At 66.6% G+C, this 26464-nt stretch carries 24 protein-coding genes; 13 read left to right on the forward strand and 11 right to left on the reverse strand.

What is annotated here, in order from left to right; genetic code table 11:
- Positions 1-38 precede the first annotated feature (38 nt).
- Positions 39-755 carry a ferredoxin reductase gene (locus GONAM_RS00755; protein WP_006864856.1) on the reverse strand — a complete coding sequence of 239 codons (717 nt, stop codon included), beginning with the start codon at positions 753-755 and terminating at the stop codon, positions 39-41.
- Positions 752-1348 (reverse strand): sulfite oxidase-like oxidoreductase, encoded by a 597-nt coding sequence (locus GONAM_RS00760; protein WP_006864857.1) that lies wholly within the window; start codon positions 1346-1348, stop codon positions 752-754. The genes GONAM_RS00755 and GONAM_RS00760 overlap by 4 nt, the downstream gene beginning before the upstream one ends.
- Before the next feature lie 80 nt (positions 1349-1428).
- Between GONAM_RS00760 and GONAM_RS00765 the strand changes: the two genes are divergently transcribed.
- The 4 genes from GONAM_RS00765 (at position 1429) to GONAM_RS00780 (ending at position 5180) form a co-directional block, all read left to right on the forward strand.
- Positions 1429-1632: a hypervirulence associated TUDOR domain-containing protein gene (locus GONAM_RS00765; protein WP_006864858.1), complete on the forward strand. Its 204-nt coding sequence runs from the start codon at positions 1429-1431 to the stop codon at positions 1630-1632.
- A 95-nt stretch (positions 1633-1727) separates the two neighbouring features.
- Positions 1728-2564: an alpha/beta fold hydrolase gene (locus GONAM_RS00770; RefSeq protein ID WP_006864859.1), complete on the forward strand. Its 837-nt coding sequence runs from the start codon at positions 1728-1730 to the stop codon at positions 2562-2564.
- Positions 2565-2644: 80 nt separating this feature from the next.
- Positions 2645-3586: an ABC transporter ATP-binding protein gene (locus GONAM_RS00775; protein WP_006864860.1), complete on the forward strand. Its 942-nt coding sequence runs from the start codon at positions 2645-2647 to the stop codon at positions 3584-3586.
- 1 nt (position 3587) lies between these two features.
- Positions 3588-5180, forward strand: a complete 1593-nt coding sequence (locus tag GONAM_RS00780) for an ABC transporter permease (protein ID WP_006864861.1) — start codon at positions 3588-3590, stop codon at positions 5178-5180.
- Positions 5181-5302: 122 nt separating this feature from the next.
- On the opposite strand, the gene GONAM_RS00785 is transcribed toward GONAM_RS00780, so the two are convergent.
- The 3 genes from GONAM_RS00785 to GONAM_RS00795 all read right to left on the reverse strand — a co-directional run bounded on the left by GONAM_RS00785 (position 5303) and on the right by GONAM_RS00795 (position 8362).
- Positions 5303-6169 (reverse strand): LLM class F420-dependent oxidoreductase, encoded by an 867-nt coding sequence (locus GONAM_RS00785; RefSeq protein WP_006864862.1) that lies wholly within the window; start codon positions 6167-6169, stop codon positions 5303-5305.
- A gap of 48 nt (positions 6170-6217) precedes the next feature.
- Entirely contained in the window at positions 6218-7108 is an 891-nt protein-coding gene (locus GONAM_RS00790) for a hypothetical protein (RefSeq protein WP_040534904.1), read from the reverse strand.
- Positions 7109-7204: 96 nt separating this feature from the next.
- On the reverse strand, positions 7205-8362 hold the full coding sequence (locus GONAM_RS00795; RefSeq protein ID WP_006864864.1) for a beta-ketoacyl synthase N-terminal-like domain-containing protein: 1158 nt from the start codon (positions 8360-8362) through the stop codon (positions 7205-7207).
- Between the two features lie 293 nt (positions 8363-8655).
- Here GONAM_RS00795 and GONAM_RS00800 point away from each other — a divergent pair, with 293 nt between their 5' ends.
- The 4 genes from GONAM_RS00800 to GONAM_RS00815 all read left to right on the forward strand — a co-directional run bounded on the left by GONAM_RS00800 (position 8656) and on the right by GONAM_RS00815 (position 17361).
- Positions 8656-11052, forward strand: coding sequence for a sensor domain-containing protein (locus GONAM_RS00800; protein WP_245548544.1), 2397 nt, complete (start codon positions 8656-8658; stop codon positions 11050-11052).
- 177 nt (positions 11053-11229) lie between these two features.
- Positions 11230-12699, forward strand: a complete 1470-nt coding sequence (locus tag GONAM_RS00805) for a sugar porter family MFS transporter (protein ID WP_040534907.1) — start codon at positions 11230-11232, stop codon at positions 12697-12699.
- Between the two features lie 18 nt (positions 12700-12717).
- Positions 12718-13731 carry an NAD(P)H-dependent flavin oxidoreductase gene (locus tag GONAM_RS00810; protein ID WP_006864867.1) on the forward strand — a complete coding sequence of 338 codons (1014 nt, stop codon included), beginning with the start codon at positions 12718-12720 and terminating at the stop codon, positions 13729-13731.
- Between the two features lie 165 nt (positions 13732-13896).
- Positions 13897-17361 (forward strand): serine/threonine-protein kinase, encoded by a 3465-nt coding sequence (locus GONAM_RS00815; protein ID WP_006864868.1) that lies wholly within the window; start codon positions 13897-13899, stop codon positions 17359-17361.
- A gap of 12 nt (positions 17362-17373) precedes the next feature.
- Here the strand turns inward: GONAM_RS00815 and GONAM_RS00820 are convergent, their stop codons facing one another.
- Positions 17374-18132, reverse strand: a complete 759-nt coding sequence (locus GONAM_RS00820; RefSeq protein ID WP_006864869.1) for an SDR family oxidoreductase — start codon at positions 18130-18132, stop codon at positions 17374-17376.
- A gap of 101 nt (positions 18133-18233) precedes the next feature.
- Here GONAM_RS00820 and GONAM_RS00825 point away from each other — a divergent pair, with 101 nt between their 5' ends.
- Complete coding sequence (locus GONAM_RS00825; RefSeq protein ID WP_006864870.1) at positions 18234-19085, forward strand: helix-turn-helix transcriptional regulator; 852 nt, start codon at positions 18234-18236, stop codon at positions 19083-19085.
- Between the two features lie 3 nt (positions 19086-19088).
- On the opposite strand, the gene GONAM_RS00830 is transcribed toward GONAM_RS00825, so the two are convergent.
- Positions 19089-19559, reverse strand: a complete 471-nt coding sequence (locus GONAM_RS00830; RefSeq protein WP_006864871.1) for a MarR family winged helix-turn-helix transcriptional regulator — start codon at positions 19557-19559, stop codon at positions 19089-19091.
- A gap of 115 nt (positions 19560-19674) precedes the next feature.
- Between GONAM_RS00830 and GONAM_RS00835 the strand changes: the two genes are divergently transcribed.
- The 4 genes from GONAM_RS00835 to scpC all read left to right on the forward strand — a co-directional run bounded on the left by GONAM_RS00835 (position 19675) and on the right by scpC (position 22568).
- Positions 19675-20139, forward strand: coding sequence for a DoxX family protein (locus GONAM_RS00835; protein ID WP_006864872.1), 465 nt, complete (start codon positions 19675-19677; stop codon positions 20137-20139).
- Between the two features lie 99 nt (positions 20140-20238).
- Positions 20239-20589 (forward strand): DMT family transporter, encoded by a 351-nt coding sequence (locus GONAM_RS00840; RefSeq protein ID WP_006864873.1) that lies wholly within the window; start codon positions 20239-20241, stop codon positions 20587-20589.
- A gap of 2 nt (positions 20590-20591) precedes the next feature.
- Positions 20592-20912 (forward strand): DMT family transporter, encoded by a 321-nt coding sequence (locus GONAM_RS00845; protein ID WP_006864874.1) that lies wholly within the window; start codon positions 20592-20594, stop codon positions 20910-20912.
- Between the two features lie 141 nt (positions 20913-21053).
- Positions 21054-22568, forward strand: coding sequence for a succinyl-CoA:acetate CoA-transferase ScpC (gene scpC / locus GONAM_RS00850; RefSeq protein ID WP_006864875.1), 1515 nt, complete (start codon positions 21054-21056; stop codon positions 22566-22568).
- 5 nt (positions 22569-22573) lie between these two features.
- Here the strand turns inward: scpC and GONAM_RS00855 are convergent, their stop codons facing one another.
- The 4 genes from GONAM_RS00855 to GONAM_RS00870 form a co-directional block, all read right to left on the reverse strand.
- Positions 22574-23590, reverse strand: a complete 1017-nt coding sequence (locus GONAM_RS00855; RefSeq protein ID WP_006864876.1) for a YihY/virulence factor BrkB family protein — start codon at positions 23588-23590, stop codon at positions 22574-22576.
- Positions 23591-23721: 131 nt separating this feature from the next.
- A complete protein-coding gene (locus tag GONAM_RS00860; protein ID WP_006864877.1) occupies positions 23722-25044 on the reverse strand; it encodes an NAD(P)H-binding protein in 1323 nt (440 codons plus the stop codon).
- Between the two features lie 123 nt (positions 25045-25167).
- Positions 25168-25605 carry a nuclear transport factor 2 family protein gene (locus GONAM_RS00865; protein ID WP_006864878.1) on the reverse strand — a complete coding sequence of 146 codons (438 nt, stop codon included), beginning with the start codon at positions 25603-25605 and terminating at the stop codon, positions 25168-25170.
- 172 nt (positions 25606-25777) lie between these two features.
- Positions 25778-26431 carry a UdgX family uracil-DNA binding protein gene (locus tag GONAM_RS00870; protein WP_006864879.1) on the reverse strand — a complete coding sequence of 218 codons (654 nt, stop codon included), beginning with the start codon at positions 26429-26431 and terminating at the stop codon, positions 25778-25780.
- Positions 26432-26464 lie beyond the last annotated feature (33 nt).

The following is a 26464-nucleotide window of genomic DNA, read 5'->3' on the forward strand; positions in this document are numbered from 1 at the left end:
CAGCAGCACGCATTGGACCGAAACCGCGCTGCGTCGTGTCAGTCGCCGAATCGCTCGGTGCGGATCCGGGACGGTTCGTGGCCGGCGTCGACCATCCACTTCGCACAGTCCTCGACGAACCGGTTCGGTCCGCAGATGTACACAGTCGGCGAGCGCGACGGATCCATCGTGAGCGCGGCCAGCTCCGCCGAGTCGAGGCGCCCCGGCGGTCTCGCCGAACCCGCGGGTGCGACGCGTGTGTGGACCAGATGGAGGTCCATGCGGTGGTGCTCCATCAGTTGCCGGATCTCGTCGCGGTAGTAGACGCGCTCGGGGCTGCGCACCGAGTAGACCAGGGAAAAGGGCGTCAGTGGTGCGTCGACCTCGCGACTCCGGATCATCGACATGAGCGGCGCGACCCCGGAACCGCCGCCGATCATCTGCACCGGGCGGTCGTCGCCGGAAGCCCACGTGAAGTACCAACCGTGTGGGCCGCTGATCTCCAGCGGGTCGCCGACCTCCACCACGTCGACCAGATACGGCGACACCTCCCCGTCGTCGAGACGTTCGACGGTGACCTCGATCGATCGGGTCTCTCGGGCGTCCGACACCGAGTAGGCGCGGGCAGTCGAGTAACCGTCCTCGGCGGTGAGCCGGATGTCGACATGCTGGCCGGGCAGCACGTGGATGGGTTCGGGCAGGGCCAACCGCAGAGTACGTGCGGACGGGGTGATGTCGACGACGGAGGTGACCGTCGTCAGCAGCCAGTCGGTCACGAGTACCGCTGCTCACGCCAGGGGTCGCCGTACATGTGATATCCGCGCTCCTCCCAGAAACCCGGGGTGTCCTCAGGCATGAAACGAAGGCGCCGAACCCATTTCGCGCTCTTCCAGAAATACAGGTGGGGGACGAGGAGTCGGGCGGGCCCGCCGTGTTCGGGTGCCAGCGGCTCACCGTCTAAGGTGTCGGCGATCCACCCCTGTCCGCCCGTCAGGTCGGCGAGCGGGACGTTGGTGGTGTACCCGCCGTAACAGTGCGCCATGACGTACGGCGCCGGTTCGAACGGCAATGCTCCGAGCAGGGTGTCGAAGGAGACCCCTCGCCATCGCGTGGCGAACTTCGACCACCGTGTGACGCAATGGATGTCGGTGGTGATCTCGCCGTGGGGCAGCGCTTGGAACTGCTCCCAGGTGAACGTCGAGGCGCGGTGTTCGGCGGACTGGACCGCGAGCGACCATTTCTCCAGGGGCACCGACGGTGTGGGCTCGGCCGACAACACCGGGAAGTCGAGAGTCGTGTACTGGCCCGGGGGCAGGCGGCGGGCATCGCGGTCGCGGCGGCCCACGAAACCCCGGTTGACGATCGCCATAGACGCGGAGTCTACGCGCAGGCTCCCCGAGGGCCGAACGATGAGGTTTGGCCGAACGCCGGATGTGGGCATTCCGAAGAATGGCGATCAGTGAGAACGACACCGTCCGCTGGAACACCTCGCAGGGCGAGACCGAGGGAACCGAGGAGGAGAAGCGCACCAAGGAGTTTACCTTCGACGGCCAGAAATTCAAAGCCAGTGAGGATGAACCGTATTGGATCGTGAAGTCGTCGAAGACCGGCGCCAAGGCGGCGCACAAGGAGTCCTCGCTGACCAAGAAGTAGGAGCTGCGGGACCGCGAGACCTCGTATAACCCGTTCGAACCCGGTATCGTCGGGAACTGTCGGGGCCGAATCCGTCGCACACGAAGGGTTGTCCCATGGCCACCGACTCACCTCATCCCACCCGAAAAGCTCTGCGCCGGAACGTATTGGCGTTGCTCGCGGTTCTCGCTGCCCTCCTCGCGACGCTGGTGTCCGTTTCGTCCGCCTCCGCAGCGCCGACCCCGACGATCGTGCTGGTACACGGAGCCTTCGCGGACTCGACCGGCTGGGACGGCGTCGCGACGCGGCTCTCCTCGAAGGGTTATCCGGTCCAGCGCTTCGACAATCCTCTCCGCGGGCCTGCTCACGACTCCGCGCTCCTGGAGAAGAAACTGGCCGCCATCGACGGACCCATCGTGCTCGTCGGGCATTCGTACGGAGGCATGGTCATCACGAATGTCGACGACCCGGATGTCGTCGCCAACGTGTACATCGCTGCGTTCGCCCCGGCGCAGGGCGAGTTCGTCCAAGGGTTGCTGAATCCCATCGTCTATCCCGGCAGTCGACTTCTTCCGCCGGCGCTGCAGGTCAAGGTGGTCGACGATCCCACAGGCGTGGCGGGACGCAACCTCGACGGTTACATTGCGCGGCCGTACTTCCGGGAGGTCTTCGCACAGGACGTGAGTGTGGCGACCGCGGCCGACATGTTCGCGCATCAGAAGTCCGCGGCGCTCGTCGCCAATCTCGAACCCTCAGGTCCGGCGTCGTGGACGCGGGTGCCGAGCTGGTACCTGGTGTCGGGACAGGACCGGGTGATTCCGCCTGCACTCCAGCGCTTCATGGCGTCACGCGTCGCGCCAGGACACACTTCGGAGGTCGGCGCTTCACACGTGTCCATGGTCTCCCACCCGGCCGCGGTGACCGCCGTGATCGAGAAGGCCGCCACCGCTTAGCGGCAACTCGGTCTCTTTTGGGGCTTCCTCATCGGCTGCCGTGCAACGATCGTGGCGATCGTCGATCCTGGAGGTTCGCCATGTCCACCGGAGTATCCGACGTCACTGGGCGACCACCTGCCGATCTCGCCGTCGACGTCCACGGTCTGCACAAGTCCTTCGGCAGATTCGATGCACTGCGAGGACTCGACCTGACTGTTCGACGCGGCGAGGTCCACGGCTTCCTCGGCCCCAACGGAGCCGGCAAGTCGACGACGATCCGGGTGCTGCTCGGTCTGTTGCGCGCCGACGCGGGCGAGGTCCGCCTGCTGGGTGGCGATCCGTGGCGCGACGTCGTCGAGCTTCATCGCCGGCTCGCCTACGTCCCCGGCGACGTCTCCCTGTGGCCGTCGATGACCGGCGGCGAGATGATCGATCTCCTCGGCGCGATGCGCGGCGGACTCGACGAAGAGCGTCGTGCCGACCTCGTCCGACGTTTCGAACTCGACACCACCAAGCGGGGACGCCAGTATTCGAAGGGCAACCGCCAGAAGGTGGCGATCGTCGCCGCCCTGGCCTCCGACGTCGAGCTGCTGATCCTCGACGAGCCGACCTCGGGCCTGGATCCGTTGATGGAAAGCGTCTTCCAGGACGTGGTCGGCAAGGCGAAATCCCGTGGTACGACGGTCCTGCTGTCGAGCCACATCCTCGCTGAGGCCGAGACCCTCGCCGATCGACTCAGCATCATCCGCGACGGCGCGATCGTCGCCACGGGCACCCTAGCCGACCTTCGCGGCCACACCCGTACTTCGGTCCGTGCCGACCTCGACACCATCCCCTCCGATGAACAGCTCGCCGAACTTCACGATGTCGCCGTGGACGGTCACCGTCTCGGTGCCACAGTCGATTCGGACCGGATCGGCGACGCGATGACGATGCTGACGTCGTGCGGCCTACGGTCGCTGACCGTCGAGCCGCCGTCGCTGGAGAGCCTGTTCCTCCGGCTCTATGAAGCCGAAGGTGCGATGCCGGGGGAGCGGTGAGATGACCGTCGCCTCGATCGCCGGTACACGACCACTGTTGAAGGCGTCGCTGCACCACGAGGGAAGAACCTTCGCCCCGTGGATCGTGCTGCCGACTGCGTTGGCGGTGTCGTCGGTCCTCGTGTACCCGTGGCTGTTTCCCGATGCGCTGGAACGAAAGGCGTTCGCGGCGACGGTCGGGGCCAACCCGGCGCTGGGACTGATCTTCGGTCCTGCCTACGACCTGTCGACGACCGACGGCTTCACCGCGTGGCGCAGCCTCGCCCTCGGTGGGTTCATCGCGGCGCTCGGTGTGATCTTCGTCGTCGTCAAGGCCAGTCGCGGACAAGAGGACTCGGGTCAGGCCGAACTACTGGCATCTGGTGTTCTCGGTAGGTCGTCGCGACTGCTGGTTGCGCTGGTGATGGCGATGATGTGCTCGGTGGCGATCGGCGTCGTGTCCGGCGTGACCACCGGTCTGTGCGGCGGCGCCTGGGGCCCGTCGATGTTGCTCGGTGCCGGATTCACCGTCACCGGTTGGATGTTCGCCGCGGTCGCGGTGGTCAGTGCACAAGTGGGCGCCGATGCCCGTGCGGCGACGACCATTTCGGTGTCACTGCTCGGTGTGCTGTTCATCCTCCGTGGGTTCCTCTACTCGGTCAGCGCACCGACCTGGACGACCTGGGCCAACCCACTCGGCTGGATCCAGGAGACGCGGCCGGCGACCGGTGACCACTGGTGGCCGCTGGGACTCGGGGTCGCATTCGCGGTCATGGTGGCCGGAGTGGGCTTCGCGCTGCAGGTCTCGCGGGACTTCGGGCAGGGACTGATCCCGCCGAAACCGGGCCCGCGGAGGGGCCGCATCGGATCGCCGACGGCCCTCGCCATCCGACTCAATCGAGCATCCATCGCATCGTGGTCGGTGGCCTTCATCGGACTCGGCGTCGTCTTCGGCTACTTCACCCGATCAGTCAAGAGTCTGCTGGAGACGAATCCGGCGCTGGCGATGGTCTTCGCGTCCGGTGCCGCGTCGCCGGCCGACCTGATCTCGGCGTTCGTCACGACGATCTTGAGCCTGGTCGGGATCATCGCCTCGGTAGCGGGTGTGCAGATCGTCAACCGTGTGCGCACCGAGGAACTCGAGGACCGAACCGAAGCGGTTCTCGCCACATCGGTTGCCCGCGTCCGCTACTTCGCCGCGAGCGTGCTGGTGGCGTTCCTGGCGTCGGCGGTGTTCCTGTTGGTCGCGGGGGTGGTGGTCGGTGTCTTCGCGTCGACCGCCGACATCGGCATCGGCTTCGGGAACGCGCTGCTGCAGGCGGTCGTGACGGTCCCGGCAACGTGGGCGGTCATCGCCTTTGCGGTCGCGGTGATCGGGGCCCGCCCCATGGCCCGGCCGGCGATCTGGCTCGGCGTGCTGGTGTCCTTCGTGATGACGATCCTGGGGCCGAGCTTCAAACTGCCCGGCTGGGCACTGGGTTTCAGCCCGTTTCATCACGTTCCGGACGTGGCCGCCACCGGTACGGACTGGTGGGGCCTGTTGTGGATCGGCCTGGTGACCGTCGGGTTCCTGCTGATGGGCTTCACCGGTTTCCGACGCCGCGACATCCCGTGAGGCAATCAGATGCGTATGACGTCGAGCCCGGGTTCCGGGCTCGACGTCATACGGAGAATCGCGTGGTGGCCCCGAAGACAGGTTGCGTTGTGTCCCGGAGACCGGGACACAACGCAACGTGATCAGTTCTGGCCGAGAGCCTCCGCGAGGCGACGCCACTGCTCCCGCGGGAACCCGCGGTGGTCCTTCTGCAGGACCTGGACGCAGACATGGTCGGCACCGGCGGAGCGGTGCTCGCCGATGCGGCCCAGGATCGCCGACTCGTCACCCCAGACGATCAGGGCGTCGAACAGCCGATCGCTGACCGTGTCGAGGTCCTCGTCGGTGAAACCGAGGCGGCGGAGGTTGTTGGCGTAGTTCGGCATGGCGAGGTAGCTCGTGAGCCACTTGGTGCCGATCGAGCGCGCCTCGTCGCGGTCTGCGGCGAAGATGGCGGTCTGCTCGGGTGCGAGCAGCGGCCCGGCGCCGAGGGTTTCACGTGCGGTCGCGGTGTGGTCCGGTGTCACCAGGTACGGGTGCGCACCGAGCGTGCGGTCTGCGGCGAGTCGGAGCATTTTCGGTCCGAGGGCCGCGAGAACCCGGCTGTCTGCCGGTACCGGCGTCGGCGCCGAATCAAGTCCGTCGAGGAACGCACGGGTGGTGGCCAGCGGCTTCTGGTAGCGACCCGCCTCCTTCGCGTCGATCAGCGGTGCGTGGCTGATACCCAGGCCGAGAAGGAACCGGGGACCGAACTCGTCGGCGAAACTCGCGTGCGCCGCAGCGACATCGTGTGGTTCATGCATCCACATGTTGAGGATGCCGGTGGCGATCACGGCCTTCTTGGTGGCACCGAGGAGGTTGCGCACCGAGTCGAGAACAGGGCCACCGACGTCGGGGATCCACAGGGCGGTGAAGCCCAACTCGTCGAGCTCGGCTGCGGCTTCCGCGGCCTCCCCGGCGTCTCCATAGCGTAGTGGCGAACTCCAGATTCCAACCCCGTCGAGATTCATGTTCTCGACCCTACCGACGACATCCGGCGTCGGGGTACGAGCACCGGTTCACGCGTTGGTCGATGTTCCCGGTGCCGTCTGGGCCTGGCGGGCGTCGAAAGCGGTCGTCAGCTGTCGGAACACCTTGATACCGACCGCGCCGACGACGATCACGATGATCCCGGCCACCGCGCTCAACTCCTCGGTCAGCAGACCGGCGATGCCGATGGCCAGCACGTAGCCGGGCACCCAGTCGAACAGGTGGAGCATGCTCTGCGGTGTCTCGTCCGTGAGCCATCCTTCGCGCAGGGCAGCGTGGTAGGTGGCGTAGTCGGGGTAGAACTCCGTGAACGAGACGGCGAAGATGATGCCGCCGATCTGAATGATCCAGCCCGTCCAGAAGTTGTTCGAATCGTCGAGCACCAGATCCCCGACGGCACCCGAGATCGCTCCGACCGCGAACCCGACGACCCACGCCCACGTGATGACGTAGTTGATCCGCAGGAACAGCGGACTCGTCCAGAGTTCCTTCTCGGTGGTTTCTCGGGCGTACTGCAGGGTGAACGGCCGGCGCACGATGATCGAGCCGAGGGCGAAGGCGACCAACGCGACGTTGGTCATCTCGCCGCCCCATTTCTCCAGCCAGCCGATGACCCCGGCCGAGGCGAACAGAGCGAGACCGGCCATCGCCGCGAAGTAGACGACGTCGAACAACTCGAGCAGTTTGAAGCTGCTGCCGCGGCGGTGAGTCCCCACGACGAGGAGCAACGACAGGGCCAATGCCGAGGCCGCTGCTTCTTCGAAGCGGCCCGGGCCCGTCACCAGTGCCATCACGATCCACGGCGACATTCCCGCGAAGGGGGAGTTCAGAAAAGCTGTCAGTACACGACGCGCTCCCGACTCCGGCCCGGTTCCCGAAGCCGGTCGGTCAGCCGCCGAGTTCTCCGGCGCGTTCGACATGTCTGAATTGTGGGGCTTTCCTGGTGGTTCCGCACCGATCTGGCGAAATACGTTCGCAAAAAGTGCCGATAGGCGCCTGATCGCAGCGATCCCGGGTCAGACCTGGGGTGCGATCACCACCGCCGAGTTGTGGCCGCCCATGCCCAGGGAGGTCTTCAGTGTGGGGCCCGCATCCAAAGGCGTCAGTCCGTCGAGAAGTTGTGGGATTCCGTCGGAAACACTCGGCGGCGCCGGGATCTCACCCCGGTCGTATCCGAGCAGCGACGCGGCCAGCTCAACCGCACCCGCTGCGCCCTGGCAGTGCCCGGCAAGGGGTTTGACGGAGAAGACCTCACTGTTGGGCAGCATCGTCTCGGCGATGGTCGCCTCGGCGCGGTCACATTGCCGGGTTCCGGGACCATGCGCGTTCAGGTACCGGATCTCGTCCCCGGAGAGACCGGCGGTCGACAGCGCCTGTTCCACACAACCGACGACGTTCGTGAGCTGCGGATCGATCGAGGTGACGTGGTAGGCGTCGTGGGACATGGCCCCGCCCAACACATCTGCGTAACCTTCGGTCTCGCGGTTGGTCATCGTGAAAGCGATGGCCGCTTCGCCGAAGGTGAAGCCCCGGCTGCCTTCCTGGAACGGACGGCAGGCGTCGAGTGCGTCGGTATCGGTGATGGCGACGCCGAGTTGGACGAACATGCCGACCACTTCCGGCTTGGCCGACAGATCTGTGGCGACCACCAGGACGTCGTCGACGAGATCGGCGTCGAGCCATGACTTTGCCGTCACGATCGCCGCCGAACCCGAGGTGCACATCGCCGACACGTTCATTGCCGGACCGTGAAAGCCGTACTCCTGCATGAGCAGCGACACCGGCGTGGACGGTGTCACCGACAGATACTGCCGGCCGGTGTACTGCCCTGCACCGGAGGCCACCATCGGATACATGTCGAGATCGCCGAGCACGCAGGCGTGCACCAAACCGACGCGCGAACCGGCGCGCCAACCGTGCGCGATCGCATCCTCGATGGCTTCCCGCGCCGCACTTCGCATTGCGCGCGCGAAGCGGGTGTTCGCGTCGGCCTGGTCGCCGCCCTCCGGCACGCGCACTATCCATCCCGGGCCACCGTCGTCTCCGGAACCGAAGCCCTCGTGCAACGCGGCTGCGGACTTCCCGGAGACGAGGCCGTTCCACAAGGCCTCTCTACCCCAGCCGTATCCGGTCACGGCCCCCACACCCGAAATGGTCGATCGATGATTCGTCATTGGTGAACCCTCTTCATGGATTTTTGAATTGTCGGCAGTTCTGCGAGGTCATCTGACCGAACGCCACCTCAAGAATCCCCCAGAGAGCGGCAATCGACTCATTTCGCGACGGACGGGGTTTCCACTCGACTTTCGCACGACTCTGCGTCGTTTTAGCCCACCCGACACCCCCTTTTTGGGGGAACATGGACGGCGGGGTTGGAGCAAGGCCGGGGGGAGGGACTGACGCAGTGCCGGAATCGATGCCTACGGACGGTGGCCACAGTGATCTCGTCGCACCCCATGCCGAGCCCATGACCCGATCCAACGATGCCGCGGTGGCCGAACGCTATCGCCTTCTCCTCGAACTGAGCCCGGACGCGATCGCCGTACACCAGGACGGTGTCATCGTGTACGTGAACTCCGCGGCGCTCGACTTCGCCCGGGTCGCCGACCGGGAGGAGATGCTCGGCCGCCCGATCACCGACTTCGTCCACCCCGACGAACTCCCGCACATGATCGAGCGGATCGTCAGCATGGGCGACGAAGCCGGCGCGGCGACGTATCCGGAGGAAGTCGTGATGGTCGACGCCCATGGCGTGTCGCGTCCGATGGAGGTCACCTCGGTTCGCACCGTCTGGCACGACAAACCGGCGTATCAGGTGATACTGCGCGACATCACCGCGCAAAAGGCCATCGAAGCGGCACTGCGACGTCAGGCGGCGCTGCTCGATCATGTCAGCAACGCTGTGATCGCCGTCGACCGGAACATGACGGTGCGGTCGTGGAATCCCGCGGCGGAGCAGATGTACGGCATCACCGCCGACGACGCCGTGGGTCGCGAGCTGGGTTCGGTCACGGGCGGCAACCTCGACGTCCGGGCCGCGGTGGCCCTGGGCGGCACGGTCGACCAGCTCCACCGCCGCGCGGACAACAACCGGACCTTCCTCGCCCATATCTCGGTCACGTCGATGGACGACGGCTTCCTGATCGTCGCCGAGCCCACCCGCAGACCGCTGATCGAACGCCTGGGCACCATCCTCGCCGCGCTCCATCAGGCGGTCGTCGTGGTTCGGGCGGACGGCAGGATCGAACTCGCGAATCCCGCGGCGGCGACCATGCTCGGCCCGCAGGGCGTTCCCGGTTCGTTCGTCCACGATCTGCCGCTCGACTTCGTCGACGGTGAGTCGCCGATCGTCCGCTGCCTGCGGACGCGGACTGCGATCACCGATGCCACGGCGACGATCAACACGCCGGGTGGCGAGCGGTGGTTGTCGTGCAGCTGCCGACCGATCGACGACGACACCACGGAAGCGGTCGTGCTGGTGTCATTCGCCGACATCACCGAGCGCTACCGCGAGCGCACCCGGCTGGCGTGGGACGCGGTCCACGATCCGCTGACCCGGCTGTACAACCGGGCCGGGATCCTCAACGAACTCGAGTCGCACATGGAGGCACTTACCGATCACGACACCGATTGCGTTGCAATATATTACATCGATCTCGACAACTTCAAACTCGTGAACGACTCGCTTGGTCACGCCGTCGGCGACGAGGTCTTGCACACCGTCGCCCAACGACTTGCGGGTGCGACGCCCCGGGAAGGCGCGGTGGGGCGGATCGGCGGAGACGAATTCGTCCTGGTCACCACCCACACGAAGGCGAGCACGCCGGCAGAGATCGACCGCCAGATCGAGTCGATACGCGCCGCGATCAGACCGCCGGTGAGCGTGACCGACCGCAGCGAACCCCTGACGGTGCGCGTGAGCATCGGCGTCGCCACCGTGGCCGCCGGCGACCGCTCCACACCCGCGGACCTCCTGCGGGACGCCGACATCGCCCTGTACCAGGCGCGCAAGGCATCTCGGGAACCATATGTCCAGTTCCGGACGCATCACCGCGAAGAGCTCCAGCGCCGTCAACGGATCGAAGAAGAACTCCGGCGCGCGCTGGTCTCCGACCCTTCCCAGCTGGAGATCCACTACCAGCCGATCGTCTCCACCGAGAGCGGGCAACTCGTTGCACTCGAGGCCCTCCTGCGATGGAATCATCCCGAACTCGGCTCGATCCCGCCCACCGAGTTCATCCCTCTGGCAGAGCAATCCACGCTCATCGACAAGGTCGGCGCCCATGTCCTCGCCACGGCCTGCGCCGAGGTGGCCGGAACACCACAGCTGCGGCAGGTGATGCTGTGCGTCAACGCATCCCGGCGTGAACTCACCAACGAGGAGTTCCTCCACCGTCTCCGCGAGACGTGTGCACAGACCGGGATGGATCCCCGCTCCCTGTGCCTGGAGATCACCGAGAGCGCACTCGCGCCGCTCGAGAGCGGCCTGCTGAACCTGCTGCACGCCATCCGGGCTCTCGGCATCAGCATCTCGCTCGACGATTTCGGTACCGGCGCTTCCTCACTCAGCGAGCTGTACCGGCTGCCGGTCGGCATCCTGAAGACCGCCAAGGCATTCGTCGACGCCCTCGGGGAGAATCCGAGCGCACGCACGATCCTCGCCGGCATCGTCGACGTCGCCCACGCGATGGGGGTCCGTGTGATCGCCGAGGGAATCGAGACCGCTGACCAGGCAGCCACGATCGCAGCCGTCGGCTGCGACCTCGCGCAGGGATACCACTACGGACGACCGAAACCGCTCGCCGAGATACTGACCGGGACGTCGGTGATCTCGACCACGCGCGACACCCCGGACGAGTCCTGACCTGGCGATCCAGACCAGATCGATACCGACGCGTGCTCGGATGTGCGCCGCCCGGCCTCACCGCCCGAGTAGATTAAGCGCGAAAACGTCGGAGACGACGACCATGCAACCGGACAGCGAGGTCACGGACATGTCCCAGGATTCGTGCTGCACCACACCGGCGATCGGGGTCAGGTGATGGCCGACCCGCAGCAGCGAGAGATCGCCGAACAACACACCGCAAAGGTCATCGGCGTCACGGTCGCCGCGGCCGTCGGTGGTTTCCTCTTCGGCTTCGACAGTTCGGTGGTCAACGGCGCCGTCGACTCGATCGAATCGAATTTCGGTCTCGGCAAACTGATGACGGGCTTCGCTGTTGCGATCGCGCTGCTCGGTTGCGCGCTCGGCGCCTGGTTCGCCGGGCGACTCGCCGACGTCTGGGGCCGCAAGCGCGTGATGCTGCTCGGCTCGGCGCTGTTCATCATCTCGGCGATCGGTACCGCCTACACACAGACGATCCCGGATCTGCTGCTCTGGCGCGTTCTCGGCGGTATCGGTATCGGCATCGCGTCGGTCATCGCGCCCGCCTACATCTCCGAGATCGCTCCGGCCCGGTACCGCGGCGCACTCGCCTCGATGCAGCAGCTGGCCATCACCACGGGTATCTTCGCGGCACTGCTGTCGGATGCCGTCCTGGCCAACAGCGCCGGCAGCGCGGCGAACACTCTCTGGTGGGGCCTGGAGGCCTGGCGCTGGATGTTCCTCGTCGGCGTGGTCCCCGCCATCGTCTACGGCGTTCTCGCACTGCTGATCCCGGAATCGCCGCGATACCTGGTGGGCCGCAACCGGGACGAGGAAGCCGCTCGCATTCTCCAGACGGTGACCGGAGAGAGCGATCCGCTCGACCGCGTCAAGGAGATCAAACTGACGGTCAAGCGGGAGTCCAAGACCTCGATCAAGGACATCGCCGGCCCGTCGTTCGGGCTTCATCCGCTGGTGTGGGTCGGCATCTGGCTCGCGGTCTTCCAGCAGTTCGTCGGCATCAACGCGATCTTCTACTACTCGACGACGCTCTGGCAGTCGGTCGGCTTCTCCGAGAGCGACTCGTTCAAGACGTCGGTGATCACCGCGGTCATCAACGTGGGCATGACCTTCGTGGCGATCCTGTTCGTCGACCGCATCGGTCGGCGGAAGCTGCTGCTGGCCGGTTCGGTGGGTATGTTCATCGGGCTCCTGATGGCGAGTGTGGCGTTCACCCAACAGATCGGCGAGGGCGAGAACGTGTCGTTGCCCGATCCGTGGGGCGTGATCGCGTTGATCGGCGCCAACCTGTTCGTCGTCGCCTTCGCCGCCACCTGGGGTCCGGTCATGTGGGTGATGTTGGGGGAGATGTTCCCGAACCGGATCCGCGGCGTCGCTCTCGGCGTGTGTACCGCGGTCAACTGGCTGGCCAACTTCACCATCTCGATGCTGTTCCCCCCGATGACCGATTCCGTCGGACTGGGAATCATCTACGGCTTCTTCGCCTTCTGTGCCGCGGCGTCCTTCGTCTACGTCTTCAAGAAGGTCGAAGAGACCAAGGGTCTGGAACTCGAGGACATGGATTCGGTCGCAGAATCGCGGTTGTCCCGATTGGCCACCGCCCGCGGAACGCACGACAAGGCATGACCAGAGGAGCATCGGCGCATGGTTGACCTTCGAGACCTCGCCGTGCCGGTAGTCGGGGCGCCGATGGCGGGCGGGCCGACCACACCCGAACTGGTGGTCGCCGTCAGCGGTGCCGGCGGACTCGGCCAGTTGGCCGCCGGGTACCTGTCGCCTGAACGCGTCGCGGCCGACATCGCGGCCGTACGCGCCGGCGGCGTCGACACCTTCGGCGTCAACATCTTCGTTCCCGAAGCCGAGCCGGTGGATCTGGACGCCGTGGCCCGCTACCGCGAGCGGTTGCTCGACTACGCCATGTCGCTCGGCGTCGAGTTGCCCGCCGTCGAGGAGCTCGGGGATGATGACGACCACTTCGACGCCAAGATCGCGTTGATGTGCGAAGAGCGGGTCCCGGTCGTCTCCTTCGCGTTCGGCTGCCCACCGGCGGATGCGGTCGCCGAACTACGACGACACGGTTGCACTGTCGGGGTCACGGTCACCACCACAGACGATGCGGTCGTCGCCGCGGAGGCCGGGGCCGACTGGCTCTGCGTGCAGGGACCCGACGCAGGCGGACATCGCTCGGTGTTCGACCGCCGGACCGAACCGCCCACCCAGCCACTCGACGACCTCCTGGAGGCGGTGCGTGCTCGCGTCGCACTTCCGCTGGTGGCGGCCGGGGGAGTCGCGACCCGCGATCGAGCCGACCGGCTGCGGTCATCCGGGGCGGCCGCCGTTCAGGTGGGCACCCTTCTGCTGCGTACCCGGGAGGCCGGCACGAAACCCGCTCACGCCGATGCCCTGGCCGATCCGGCGCGCACCGAGACGGTGGTGACCCGCGCGTTCAGCGGACGTCCCGCGCGGGCGCTGCGCAACCGCTTCACCGACGAGTTCTCCGAGGCCGCGGTCGCCGAGTATCCGGCGGTCAACAAGCTCACGGGAGGCATCCGACGCGCCGCCGCCACCGATCCAGACGGCATCAACCTGTGGGCCGGGACCGGTTTCCGCGAGGCGGTCGTCGAGTCCGCGACGGATACGATCCGTCGTCTCGGCTGATTGATGTCGCGGCCTTCGCCGCGTCTCGGCGCCTAGACTCGGGGGCACGACCCGAGGGGACGCCATGACCGTGCAGGAGATGCAGCAGTCGGCGGAACCGGACACCGTGAGTCCATCCGACCGGCCGCGATCGACGACGCCACGATCCGATCTCTAGGACGCCCGATGGCCCGTCGTACAGTCACGAAGCCCGCCGATCCCCCTTCCCGGGAGATCGCGGACGATCTGAGCGCAGCCGGTTTCACCGACGCCCGGGTCACGGGACGCGGCGGCTTCGGCGTCGTCTACCAGTGCCACCAGCCTTCGCTCGACCGGGAAGTGGCGGTCAAGGTGCTGCGGACCGGTGGCGATGAGACCGACCGGGTGCGGTTCCTCCGCGAACAGCAGGCGATGGGGCGCCTGTCCGGGCACCCGAACATCGTCCACATCCTCGAGGCCGGCGTGACGCGGTCGGGATTCCCGTTCATCGTCATGCCTTTTCACGTCCGAGGATCACTCGACACCCGTCTCCGGCGGCAGGGGCGCTGCGATGTCGCCGACGTCATCGACCTGGGCATCAAGATGGCCGGGGCGTTGGAGACCTCACATCGTGCCAGCGTCCTGCACCGCGATCTGAAACCGTCGAACATCCTGCTCACCGAGTACGGGCAACCACAGCTGACGGACTTCGGCATCGCCCGCCTCGCGGATCGGGACGACACCAGCCGTGGTCTGGTCCTCGGAACCCCCGCCTACACCGCACCGGAGGTCCTGCGCGGCGACTCGCCGTCGGTGGCCTCGGACGTGTACGGGCTCGGCGCCACTCTGTACGCCGCGCTCGCCGGGCGACCGGCGTTCGGACGCCGCAAGAACGAGGACCTGGTCGCCCAGCTCCTGCGGATCACCACTGACGAACTCCCGGACCTGCGGGCGCAGGGTGTTCCGGAGCCGGTGTGGACGGTGATCGCGCGGTCGGTGTCGCGGACGCCGGCGGATCGCTGTGCGACCGCACTCGAGTTCGGCGAGGCACTGCGGCGGGTCGGCCTCGAACTCGGCCTCCCTGTCGCCGACGTGCCCGTTCCGCTTCTCACCGACCTCGACGGCCCCACGCGCATCGACACGGACTCGTCGATGGACACGTCGGGGTACCTCCACCTCGGCAGCCCGGGCAGTGGGTCGGAGTCCGGGCGCCCACCCGTCGTCGCCACCAGATACCGGCCGCCGGTCCTGGCCCACGCCACGGTTCCGCGCACGCGGTTGCTCGAGCGACTCGCGACCGACAACCGAGCCCGTCTGATCCTGATCCACGGACCCGCCGGTTACGGCAAAACGGTTCTGGCCATCCAGTACGTCCAGGCGGCCGAGGCCTCCGAGGGTAAGACCGCCTGGTTGGCGATCGACGAGGACGACAACACCCCCGCCTGGTTCCTGTCCCACCTCGTCGATGCCATCAGCGTGACGTTGCCGGGCCTCGGTACCGAGCTCACCCGGACGTTGGAGGAGTACGGCGAGGGGGCCGAGCGGTACGTGTTGACCACGTTGATCAATCGCGCCCACACGACCGACGAGCACATCCGCGTCGTGCTCGACGACTGGCATCGGATCACCAACCCGGAGAGCCGGGCGATCGCACTGTTCCTCATCGACAACGGCTGCCATCACCTACAACTGGTCGTCACCAGCCGTACCCGCCTGAATCTGCCACTCAGCCGCCTCCGCGTGAAGAATGAACTGATCGAAATCGACGCCACCGCTTTGCGTTTCGACATGGACGAGTCGCGTGAGCTGCTCATCGGCGGCACCGGGTTGTCGATCGACGACACCGATGTCGCCGAACTCGAGGAGACCACCGACGGGTGGGTGGCCGCCCTGCAGCTGGCGTCGTTGGCGCTGCGCGAGCATTCCGATCCGCGGTCGGCGATCCGACAGTTCTCGGCGAATCACCGGGAACTCGGCGACTATCTGGCCGAGAACGTCCTCGACAGTCTCGACCCCGATCTGCTCGATTTCCTGCTGGCGACGTCGGTGGCGGAACGGATCTGCGCGTCCCTCGCGACCGCGTTGACCGGTCGGCGACGCGCGCAGACCGTGCTCGAGGAGATCGAGAAACGCGACCTGTTCCTCACCCGGCTCGACCCCGAAGGGCAGTGGTTCCGCTTTCACCATCTGTTCGCCGACTTCCTGCGTCGCCGACTCGAGAAGCAGGAACCCGACCGCTGCGACGAGCTCCATCGGCGTGCCGCCACGTGGTTCGCCGACCGGCGCATGTTCAGCGCGGCCGTCGATCACCACCTCGCCGCAGGCGACGACTCCGACGCGATGGACCTGGTCGAACGCGAGGGCTACGACATGCTCGAGCAGTCCAAGATGATCACCGTGCTCGGCCTTGCCACGAAACTCCCGCTCACGACGCGCCGGACGCGGCCCGATCTGCAACTGGTGATCGCCTGGGCGCACGCGCTGCTGCACCACCGGGCGCCGGCGAACACGGCGCTGGCCTACATCGACGCCGCACTCCCGGCCGGGTCCGAGTCCGACAGCGATGTCGCCGACATCCGTGCGGAGACGGCCCTCATCCGTGCCGCGATGACCGTTCTCGACGACCAGCTCGACGGCCTCGACGAGGCGGTCGAGGCGTGTGTCGTTCGTGCCGACAATCTCCGTCCGTGGGTCCTGTCCGGTGTCGCCGCGATCGCGTCGTTCCGTGAGGTGCAGCGTTTCGCCTACGACGAGGCTCGGGACTGGCAGCGCTGGGCGCGGCCGCACCATCGGCGGACGAACGGGCCGTTCAGCGTCATCTACGGGTACATCCTCAACGGCGTGGCATCGCGGGAACAGCTCGATTTCGATGCGGCCGAGGCAGCGTTCCGTCACGCGATGAGCCTCGCCCGCGCGTCTGACGAGGACCGGTCCTACGGGTCGCGCCTCAGTGGCGCGCTGCTGGGGGAGTTGCTGTACGAAAAGGGTCAGGTCGCCGAGGCTGTGCGGCTCCTCGACGACACCTACAACCTGGGCGGGGAAGGCGGCATCGTGGAGATCATGCTCGCCACCCATGTCGTCGGAGCACGTGCGAAACATGCTCTCGGGCAGGATGATCAGGCCGCTGAACGCCTGGACACCGGGGAGCGGCTGGCGCAGGCACTGCACCTGCCGCGAATGGCGGCGCACATCACCGCCGAACGTCTCCGCTCGGGAATCGGCGCGTCGGCCCTCACCGCGGAGTCGTTCCCCGCCGCGATGCCACACGACCTATCCGACGGCATCGTCCAGGTCACCGCCGAGAAGACCGAGGAAGCGGCCATCCGGGCGCTACTGGCCGTCGGCGACGATGACGCCCACCACGAGGCGTGCCGTCGCGCACGCGCCCTCACCGCATCGATCGACGAGCAAGCCCGACCGCGAGCGGCGCTCAACGCCCAGCTGTTGCTGACCGAATGCGTCGCCGCGAACGGGGCGAACGCCGAGGCGGAGGAACTGCTGCTCCCGATTCTCGACCGCTGCGCTCGGCTGGGTCTGGTGCAGCCCGTGCTCGACGCGGGACCCGCAGTCCGACAACTTGTCCGGAGACTCGGCACCACCGGGCGTGGGGAGGTCGATCCCGCGGTGGTCCCGTTCCTGGACAGGTTGTCCTCGACGCCGCGCGCCGAGTGACCGGCGGCGAGGTCAGTGCCGGTCGAGCTGGTTCAACGTTGCGACGACCTCGGCGTAGTCCCCACGGGACTCGGCGTGACGGAGGAACTTGACCCGTTCCACCTGGATCTCGGTGGCGTCCGGCTGCGAATCGATCAGCTCGACCACCTCGGTCACGAAATCGTCGAGGGGCATGGCGAATTCGCTGTCCCGCTGTCCCGGCATCAGGTCGGTGCGGACCGCCGGCGGTACGAGTTCGACAACCTCGACCGACGTTCCGTCGAGCTGCAGACGGAGAGACTCGCTGAGCATGTGGATGGCCGCCTTGGTGGCGTTGTAGGTCGGCGTCACCCGGAGCGGGGTGAAGGCCAGACCCGACGAGACGGTCATGATCGTTGCGTGCGGACGTGTCTGCAGGTGCTCGATGAATGCACCGATCAAGCGGATCGGTCCGAGGAGGTTGGTGGTGACGGTCGCCTCGGCGGTCGCGAGGAATCCGGCAGGCGAGGTCCAGTCCTCGGTGCGCATGATGCCGGCCATCGTGACGAGTACGTTCAGATCGGGATGGTCGGCGATCACCGATGCGGCTGCGGCGTCGATGCTGTCGGGGTCGGTGGTGTCGATGGCGACGGTGTGGATGTCGGGATGTTCGGTGCGGATCTGTTCGAGGAGTTCGGTACGCCGACCACCGACGATGACGGTGTTGCCCTTCTGCTGAAAACGGAGGGCCAGTGCGAGGCCGATCCCGCTGGTGGCGCCTGGGATGAAGATGGTGTTTCCGGTGATGTTCATGCACTCAGTGTTCGCCCGGGTCTGCGGGACATCCAGAGAGCCGTCATCGGGGGATCGGCGATCCCTGGCTGAGGCGTCGGCGTGCGAGCGATACTGCGCAAGTGGATCGTGATGCGCTCGCCGGCTTCCTCGTCAGCCGGCGCAACAGCCTCCAGCCGTCGGATGTCGGCCTGGTGACCGGTGCGCGCCGCCGGACCGCCGGCCTGCGACGTGAAGAGGTCGCACAGCTCGCGACGATGTCCACCGACTACTACACCCGACTCGAACAGAAGCGCGGACCGCAACCGAGTACGCAGATGCTGGCGGCATTGGCCCGTGCACTGCGGCTGACGCCGGATGAACGCGACTACATGTACCGCGTCGCCGGGCACAGTGCTCCCGATCGCGTCGTCGGCTCCGACTACATCGCACCCGGTCTCCTGCGGGTTCTGGACCGACTCACCGGCACCCCCGCGCTCATCCTGTCCGCACTGGGGGAGACGCTGGTCCAGAACGATTCCGCGCGAGCGCTGTTCGGCGACGTCAGCCATCTGACCGGCTTCGAGCGCAGCGCCATCTATCGGTGGTTCACCCGCCCCGACGAGGAGCGACGCCGCTACCCGGAAGACGACCATGATCGCCAGAGCCGCGCCCAGGTCGCGTCACTGCGAGCCGCCTACGGTGTCATGGGCGCACGGTCCCGTGCCGGCGAGATGGTGCGCGAGTTATGCCGTCGGAGTGAGGAGTTCGCCTCCCTGTGGGAGACCCATCTGGTCAGCCGACGGTTCGAGGACCACAAGACTCTCGTCCATCCCGAGCTGGGACCCATCGAGGTCGACTGTCAGGCACTGTTCACCGAGGACGAGACCCAGGTCCTGCTCGTTCTCACCGCGGCTCCGCGAACCGACGCCGCTGCCAAGATCGAGCTGCTCAACGTCCTGGGCACGCAGCAGATGAACCCGAGTCGCGAATGACGCTCAGCGAGAATCGGGCTCGACGTTGTTGATCCGCCGCCCGATCGCCGACACCTGTCGTAGTTGGGTGCGGGTCAGACGGTCGACGACGAGCCGACGAACGTTGGCGACATAACCCGGCGCAGTGGCCACCACCTTCTCCCATCCCGCCTCGGTCAGCACGGCATTGGTGAAGCGTCCGTCCTCCGGACACTGGTAGCGGCGAACCCATTTCCGCTTTTCCAGCCGGCTCACCACATGGGAGAGCCGCGAGAGGGAACCGTAGGACATCTCGGCGAGCACACTCATCCGCAGGGTGCGATCGGGCGCCTCGGAAAGCGCTGCGAGGACCTCGTATTCGAAGTGGGTGAGCTGAGCGTCGCGGAGCAGTTGGGCGTCGAGAGCGTGGGGGAGCCGGGCCAGCGCCGTGGCCACCTGGATCCAGGCGTCCATCTCCTCGTCGTCGAGCCACTCGGGCTCCTGCTCTTCGGACACCCGGGCAGTCTAACGGATCGATTCACTTGAAGCGTCACTTGACTCTTCAACTCAACCCACCTAGGTTCGTCAATTGACACGTCAAGTCAACCCTCTCGAGTTCAAGGCGGTTTCCATGTCCAATCCCATCGTCCGCAGCGTGGGAATCCTCCTCGCACGCATCGCCATCGGCGTCGTGTTCCTGGCCCACGGCCTGCAGAAGTTCCAACAGAACGGCTGGACCGGACCGAAGGCCGGATTCGAGATGATGGACGTTCCGCTGCCTGCCGTCTCCGCGTTCCTGGTCACCTGGCTCGAGATTCTCGGCGGCATCGCACTGATCGTCGGCGCGCTCACCCCGATCGTCGCGATCCTCTTCGTCATCGACATGCTGGGCGCGCTGTTCATCACCCACATCGACAACGGCCTCTGGGCGTCGGACGGCGGCTACGAGTTCGTGCTGACCCTCGGCGCCGGCGCACTCCTCCTCGCCGTCGTGGGCGCAGGCCGGTTCAGCGTGGATGCGATCCTCGGCACCAGGCTGCCCTGGCTCGCCGTGGACGGAAACCGTCCGGCAACTCCCGTCGGTGCCGCCAACTGACCGGACACGCAACCGGTTTCGGACCCGCAGCAATGCTGCGGGTCCGTTTTGTACCGGAGTAGATTCACGCGCAGTGCCCACCTCACCGAAGGACCCCCATTGCCCTGGATCCTCCTTCTCGGCGCGATAGCGTCCGAGGTCGCCGCCACGTTGTCCCTCAAGGGTTCTGAATCGCTTCCCGCCCTCTACGTCATCGTGGTCGTCGAATATGCGACGGCATTCCTGCTGCTGGCCGCAGTTCTCAAGCGGGGGATGGGGATCGGCGTCGCCTACGGCGTGTGGTCGGCGACCGGCGTCGCCCTGACAGCTGTACTCGCGTCGCTGATCTTCGACGAGGCGTTCAGTCCCGTCATGGCGGTGGGGATCGTGTGCATCATGATCGGCGTGGTGCTGGTCGAGTCGGGGTCCTCGTCCCACGCACCTGTCGCGACATTGATCGACGAGGCCTGAACGTGGGGTACGTCTTCGTCATCCTCGCAATCGTCGCGGAGGTCGGCGCCACCCTGGCACTCCGCGTGGCCACCAACGGGCGGCCGCGGTTCTACGGGATCGTCGTGACCGGCTATCTCGCCGCATTCGCCGCGCTGACGGTGGCGCTCCGGCAGGGTGTTCCCCTCGGCGTCGCCTACGGGATCTGGGCGGCGACCGGCGTCGCAGCGACGGCCGTCGCGGCTCATTTCCTGTTCCGGGAGCGGCTCACCCCGAGGATGCTGGCCGGCATCGGCGTGATCGTCGTGGGGGTGCTGCTGGTGGAGCTGGGAGCGGTGCATTGAGACTCCCCGGAGTCGGTCGATCGACCAGCTCACCCGGCGCTCTATACCATGTCTGAATCGACATGTCTCGGTAATCCGTGATTTTGCTCATCTGCTCCTGTGCTTATCCTGAGGAGCGTGACCCCCACAGTAGGTAGTTCCGTGCCATCGGGACGTATTCGCAACACCGCGTTCGCATCGAAGGTGATGTCCGCCGACGACGCCGTGAAGTACATCCAGCCCGACGACACCGTGGCGATCAGCGGTTTTGCCAGTGCCGGAACACCAAAGGTCATGATCCCGGCGCTTGCCGAGAAGATCAGAGGCGCCCGGGCAACCGGCTCGAATTTCACGATCAACCTGCTGACGGGCGCTTCGGTCTCCACCGAGACCGAGCGCCTCCTCACCGAGGTCGACGGCATCGCGCTGCGTATGCCGTACCAGTCGGAGAGCACCGCCCGTAAGCGCATCAACGACGGCCGGATGGACTACGTCGACATCCACCTGTCCCACGTGGCGCAGCAGGTCTGGGTGGGCTACTACGGCCAGGTCGACGTCGCCGTCGTCGAGGTTTCCGGGATCACCGAATCGGGGGAGCTGATTCCGGCCGCGTCCATCGGCAACAACAAGACCTGGCTCGACGTCGCCAAGAAGGTGATCCTCGAGGTCAACTCGTGGATCCCTGAGGCCGTCGAGGGCATGCACGACATCTACTACGGCACCGCGTTGCCGCCGGACCGCAAGCCGATCCCGCTGACCCGTGTCCAGGACCGGATCGGACAGCCGACGTTCCGGATCGACCCGGCAAAGGTCGTGGCGGTGGTGGAGACCAACTGCCGCGACAGCGCCAGCCCGGTGACGCCGCCCGACGCGATCAGCGAGGCCATCGCCGGTCACGTCCTCGAGTTCTTCGATTACGAGGTCCGCAACGGCCGGCTGCCCGCCGACACTCTGCTACCGCTGCAGGCGGGCATCGGCAACGTCGCCAACGCCGTTCTCGGCGGTCTGGACCGCGGCCCCTACAAGGGGCTGACGTGCTACTCGGAGGTCATCCAGGACAGCATGTTGCGGCTGATCAAGGACGGGACCGTGGCACACGCGTCGTCGACCGCTCTGGCGCTCAGCGAGTCCGGCATCGAGGAATTGACGGCCAACGTCGACTTCTACCGGAACCACATCACCCTGCGTCCGCAGGAGATCAGCAACCATCCCGAGGTCGTCCGGCGTCTCGGTGTGATCGCGATGAACGGCATGCTCGAGGCCGACATCTACGGCAACGTCAACTCCACGCACGTGATGGGCACCAAGATCATGAACGGCATCGGCGGTTCGGGCGACTTCGCACGCAACGGCTACGTGTCGTTGTTCATGAGCCCGTCCACCGCGAAGGGCGGTGCCATCTCATCGATCGTCCCGATGACGCCTCACGTCGACCACACCGAACACGACTGCCAGGTGATCGTCACCGAGCAGGGACTCGCGGACCTGCGTGGCATGTCACCCCGGCGCCGCGCCCGCGAGATCATCGAGAAGTGTGCGCACCCGGAGTTCCGGCCGATGCTGAACGACTATTTCACCCGCGCCGACGCGATGCCCTCGGCCGGCCAGACCCCGCACATCCTCGGTGAGGCGTTCAGCTTCCATCAGCGGTTCATGGACACCGGCTCGATGCGCTGACCCGTTCAGCGCGGTTCGTCGTCGCGCTGATCGTCCGAGGTGCTCTCGCCGTTCGTCCTGTCCTCGCGAGGATTGTCGAAGGTCACGTCGATCTCCTGGAACCCCTTGTTCCGCTGCGCCCGCACCTGCGCCGCATACGCGGCTTCGTCACCCTTGGTGAGGATGACGTTGTCGGTGAACGGCGTCAGCAGGGACCGCGGATACAGGTGGTCCACGCGCACGGCGTTCGCTTCGAGGCAGAAGACCAGCACGATCGTGGTCACGTAGAGGAATGCGAGCAGGCCGAGGACGATCGCGAAGACACCGTTCGTCGAGCTCGCATTGGCGATGACGCGCTCGACATACACCGCGCCGAAGGTCTGGATGACCTGCCAGCAGATCCCCGCCGCGAGCGCGCCGGGGAGTACGTCGCGCACGGACAGGTCACGTGCGGTGCCGAACCGGAACGCCACGATGAACACGCACGTGCTCAGCACCACGGAGCCGAGGATCGCGAACCACCGCCCGGCGACACCTAGCTCGAAGCTCGCGGCGATGCCGTTGACGACGGTCAGTCCGATGACGGCGAGGCCGACCGTGGACAAGAGCACCAACCCCCGCAGTCGCACGAAGATCGGGTCCGGTCGTTCGTTACGGGGGACGGCCCAGATGGTGTTCATCGCATTCTGAGCCGCGACAGCGACGCCCAGGCCGCCGTACAGCGAGACGAGCACACTGATGATGAGTGCCGGGACACCCCCGCTGAGCTTTTCCGGCTCACCGAGTTGGCTCCCGATCACCGGGATCTGACTCATCGCCGAGTCGAGGATGCGCTCCTGCAGCGCCGGATTGTCGGCGAGCACGATGCCCAGGATCGTCGAGAACAGCAGCAGTAGCGGGAACAGCGAGATGAACGCGTAATAGGTGCACAAGGCGGCCAGATAGGCGCCCTGGTCGTCGACGAACTTGTAGATCACCGCGAGTGGGAAGCCGGTTGCCGGGTGTCGTCGCTGGAAGTCGTCGATCCGTTCCGACAGCGACACCCGCTCACCCTCTGTTCGTCGTCCAGCCGGTCTCACCGGCACCGCCCGGGCGGCGGGTGTGCTGACTGTATCCCGGCCGACAGCCGATCAGCCGTAGCCCGGTCCGTGCCGCGCTGAATTCGATCTGTGCCTCAGTGAAACGGGTTCGCGGCCGGTACACCGAGGGTGCGCAGCGGCCAGCCGAGCCGCCAGTACGCCAGCCCGACGATCCCGCGGGGAAAGAAGCGGTGCGTGGTGGTGACCTCGGTGCGAGCAGGATCGCCACCGAGGTCGCGGAGCGCGTACTCGACGAACCCGTTGCCACGCGAGTCCTCGCACACCTGGACGCGGAGGAACTCCGGCTGCTTCTCCGCGATCACGCGTCCTCGCCGCTCGAGGGACTCCCAGACTGCGTCGGGCGTGCCGTCCCCGACTGTCGTGGACGTCGTCTCGAACACTTCCTCTCCGGCCCACTCCGGGTCGGTCGGGATGGGTTCGGCCGCCGGGGTGTCCGCGGTCGCGTTCGCCCATGTCGCGGCGTGCGAGCCGCGTTCGGCACGGCTCAGCGTCTCGACGACCGCCCGGCTGTAGGGCGTCAGGTCGCCCGGCGGGCGGGGGATGATCGAGTCGATGTCACGGTTCCGGCACACGGCGTCACACTCCAGCGACTCGATCAGCGGTCGCGCGATCTTGCCCCGGATGGGGGTCACCAGGCGGACCCACCGGCTTGCCACCGATGGAGTGAGGAACGGGAGAACGACCATCGTGCGGGGACGCAGACCGGCGACTTGCGCGTAGACCTGCATCATGTCGCCGTACTCGAGGACGTCCGGACCACCGATGTCCCAGGTCCGGGACTCCGGGACCTCCGCGGTGGCGGCCTCGACGAGGTAGTGCAGCGCGTCGGCGACGGCGATGGGCTGGATCTTGTTGCTCACCCAGCGCGGTGTCGTCATCGCGGGGAGGCGCTCGGTGAGGTGGCGGATGAGCTCGAAGGATGCCGACCCGGATCCGATGAGAGTCCCGGCCTGCAGCGCAACGGTCTCGATCGACGACTCGATGAGGATGTCGCCGACCTCGGCCCGCGATGCCAGGTGTTCGGACAGTTCGGTGCCCTCAGGATGGAGGCCGCCGAGATAGACGATCCGCGATACGCCGCACGCCTGGGCAGCCGCCACCACGTTCTCCGCGGAGCGTCGTTCCTCGGCCGCGAAGTCGGCGTCGCTGCTCATCGAGTGCACGAGGTGGTAGACGACGTCGACGCCACGGAAGGCAGAGATCAGCGAATCCCGTTCCGAGAGATCACCTTTCACGACCTCGGCGCGCGAGTCCGACGCCCATGGCGCGTCGGACAGCTTCGACGGTGTCCGCGCCAGCGCACGGACGCGATGTCCGCGTTCGAGCAGCCGGGGTGCCAGGCGGCCTCCCACATAGCCGGTGGCTCCGGTGACCAGGCAGGTTCGCGCTTCGTTCACATGACTCCTCTGTACCTTCGGGCGGTACCCCTCAGGCTAGGAGCGGAAACGTCGGCCGCGGCCTGGTCGGGGGGAGTCGGTGCCGGATCGTTCCCAGCGGCCACGGGTTAATAACGCTCCGTCTCAGGTGTTGCCCTGCTCGAGGGGCGAGTTCACGAACCAGAGACTCTCTTCGTGCAGGCGTTCGCTCCGCCAACCCGTTTCGGTGCGGACCATCGAATGGTGATAGTTGCCGCCGCAGGTGCTGAGTTCGGTCATCCCCACGAACTGCATGGGGTTGTAGAACATCGCCCGGACCTGTGCACGGTCGCCGTCGAACGAGTACTCGATGTTGGTGATGAAGTGCTGACTGACCGAGACGAACGCGAAGTTCTCCTCGAGCCACGCGGCGATCTCGTCCCGATTCCCGGCTCGCCCGGCCGGAGCCGAGGTGTAGTCGACGGTGGCGTCTGCGGTGAACACCGACCGCCAGAGATCCCAGTCCTTGGTGTCGACTGCACGGGCGTACCGGTGGAGCGTGTCGGCTATCTCGAATCGGTCCGCGATCTCCTGGGTGTTCACGACTCTCCGTTCTGGTCGCGCTGCGCGACGCCTCGGTGGATCCACGGGTGGGGAAGCGCGCCGATTCACGTTGCCGCAGTAACACTTCAGAGTGAGGTCGACCTGCTCCACGCTGAACTATAGACACTCGAGGACCGCAGCACGTGCGGCTCCGCGATACCGATCGCCGGCGTCAGGAGGCCAGGAGGTTGCTCACCACGCGGAGATCGGCGACGAAATCGTCGAACGCCTTGTCCCGCTTGTCCGACGGCCCACGCAGGATCGACGACGGGTGAACGGTTGCGATCACGTCCTCGACCCGTTCGGGACCGACGTCACCGTCGTCGGCCAGATTGAACAGCTCTCCGCGGTGCTGGGTGAGCCGAAACTTGCTGCCCAGCAACGCCTGTGCCGCGGTTGCTCCGAGACAGACCACGATGCGGGGTGCGACGGCGTCGAGTTCGGCCAGCAACCACGGGCGGCAGGCGACCACCTCGGTGCGCGAGGGTTTGTCGTGGATCCGACGTTTCTGACCGGCCGCCCGGGTGAACTTGAAGTGCTTCACCGCGTTGGTGACGTAGGTGAGTTCGCGGTCGATGTCGGCGGCCTCGAGCGCACGATCGAACACGCGTCCTGCCGGTCCGACGAATGGCTCACCCGCTCGATCTTCCTGGTCACCGGGTTGCTCGCCGACGAACATGATCGTCGAGCCCGGCGAGCCGGCACCGAAGACCGTCTGATCGGCCGCCTCGTAGAGGTCGCAGCCGCGGCACGTGCGCGCAGCCGCGATCAGATCGTCGAGGTCGCGCGAATTCGGCAGGTACTGTTCTGCACCAGGGAATGCCATGGCGCTCCTTCCCGGCGATGCTCGGCCTGGGTC

This window comes from Gordonia namibiensis NBRC 108229, assembly GCF_000298235.1.
Classification (GTDB): Bacteria; Actinomycetota; Actinomycetes; order Mycobacteriales; family Mycobacteriaceae; genus Gordonia; species Gordonia namibiensis.

Coding starts and splice junctions, on each gene's coding strand:
- GONAM_RS00815 (WP_006864868.1), top strand. CDS start 13,897: ATGGCCCGTCGTACAGTCACGAAGCCCGCCGATCCCCCTTCCCGGGAG.
- GONAM_RS00800 (WP_245548544.1), top strand. CDS start 8,656: ATGACCCGATCCAACGATGCCGCGGTGGCCGAACGCTATCGCCTTCTC.
- GONAM_RS00790 (WP_040534904.1), bottom strand. CDS start 7,108: ATGTCGAACGCGCCGGAGAACTCGGCGGCTGACCGACCGGCTTCGGGA.
- GONAM_RS00775 (WP_006864860.1), top strand. CDS start 2,645: ATGTCCACCGGAGTATCCGACGTCACTGGGCGACCACCTGCCGATCTC.
- GONAM_RS00785 (WP_006864862.1), bottom strand. CDS start 6,169: ATGAATCTCGACGGGGTTGGAATCTGGAGTTCGCCACTACGCTATGGA.
- GONAM_RS00805 (WP_040534907.1), top strand. CDS start 11,230: ATGGCCGACCCGCAGCAGCGAGAGATCGCCGAACAACACACCGCAAAG.
- GONAM_RS00765 (WP_006864858.1), top strand. CDS start 1,429: ATGGCGATCAGTGAGAACGACACCGTCCGCTGGAACACCTCGCAGGGC.
- GONAM_RS00795 (WP_006864864.1), bottom strand. CDS start 8,362: ATGACGAATCATCGATCGACCATTTCGGGTGTGGGGGCCGTGACCGGA.
- GONAM_RS00770 (WP_006864859.1), top strand. CDS start 1,728: ATGGCCACCGACTCACCTCATCCCACCCGAAAAGCTCTGCGCCGGAAC.
- GONAM_RS00780 (WP_006864861.1), top strand. CDS start 3,588: ATGACCGTCGCCTCGATCGCCGGTACACGACCACTGTTGAAGGCGTCG.
- GONAM_RS00810 (WP_006864867.1), top strand. CDS start 12,718: ATGGTTGACCTTCGAGACCTCGCCGTGCCGGTAGTCGGGGCGCCGATG.
- GONAM_RS00835 (WP_006864872.1), top strand. CDS start 19,675: ATGTCCAATCCCATCGTCCGCAGCGTGGGAATCCTCCTCGCACGCATC.
- GONAM_RS00870 (WP_006864879.1), bottom strand. CDS start 26,431: ATGGCATTCCCTGGTGCAGAACAGTACCTGCCGAATTCGCGCGACCTC.
- GONAM_RS00760 (WP_006864857.1), bottom strand. CDS start 1,348: ATGGCGATCGTCAACCGGGGTTTCGTGGGCCGCCGCGACCGCGATGCC.
- GONAM_RS00820 (WP_006864869.1), bottom strand. CDS start 18,132: ATGAACATCACCGGAAACACCATCTTCATCCCAGGCGCCACCAGCGGG.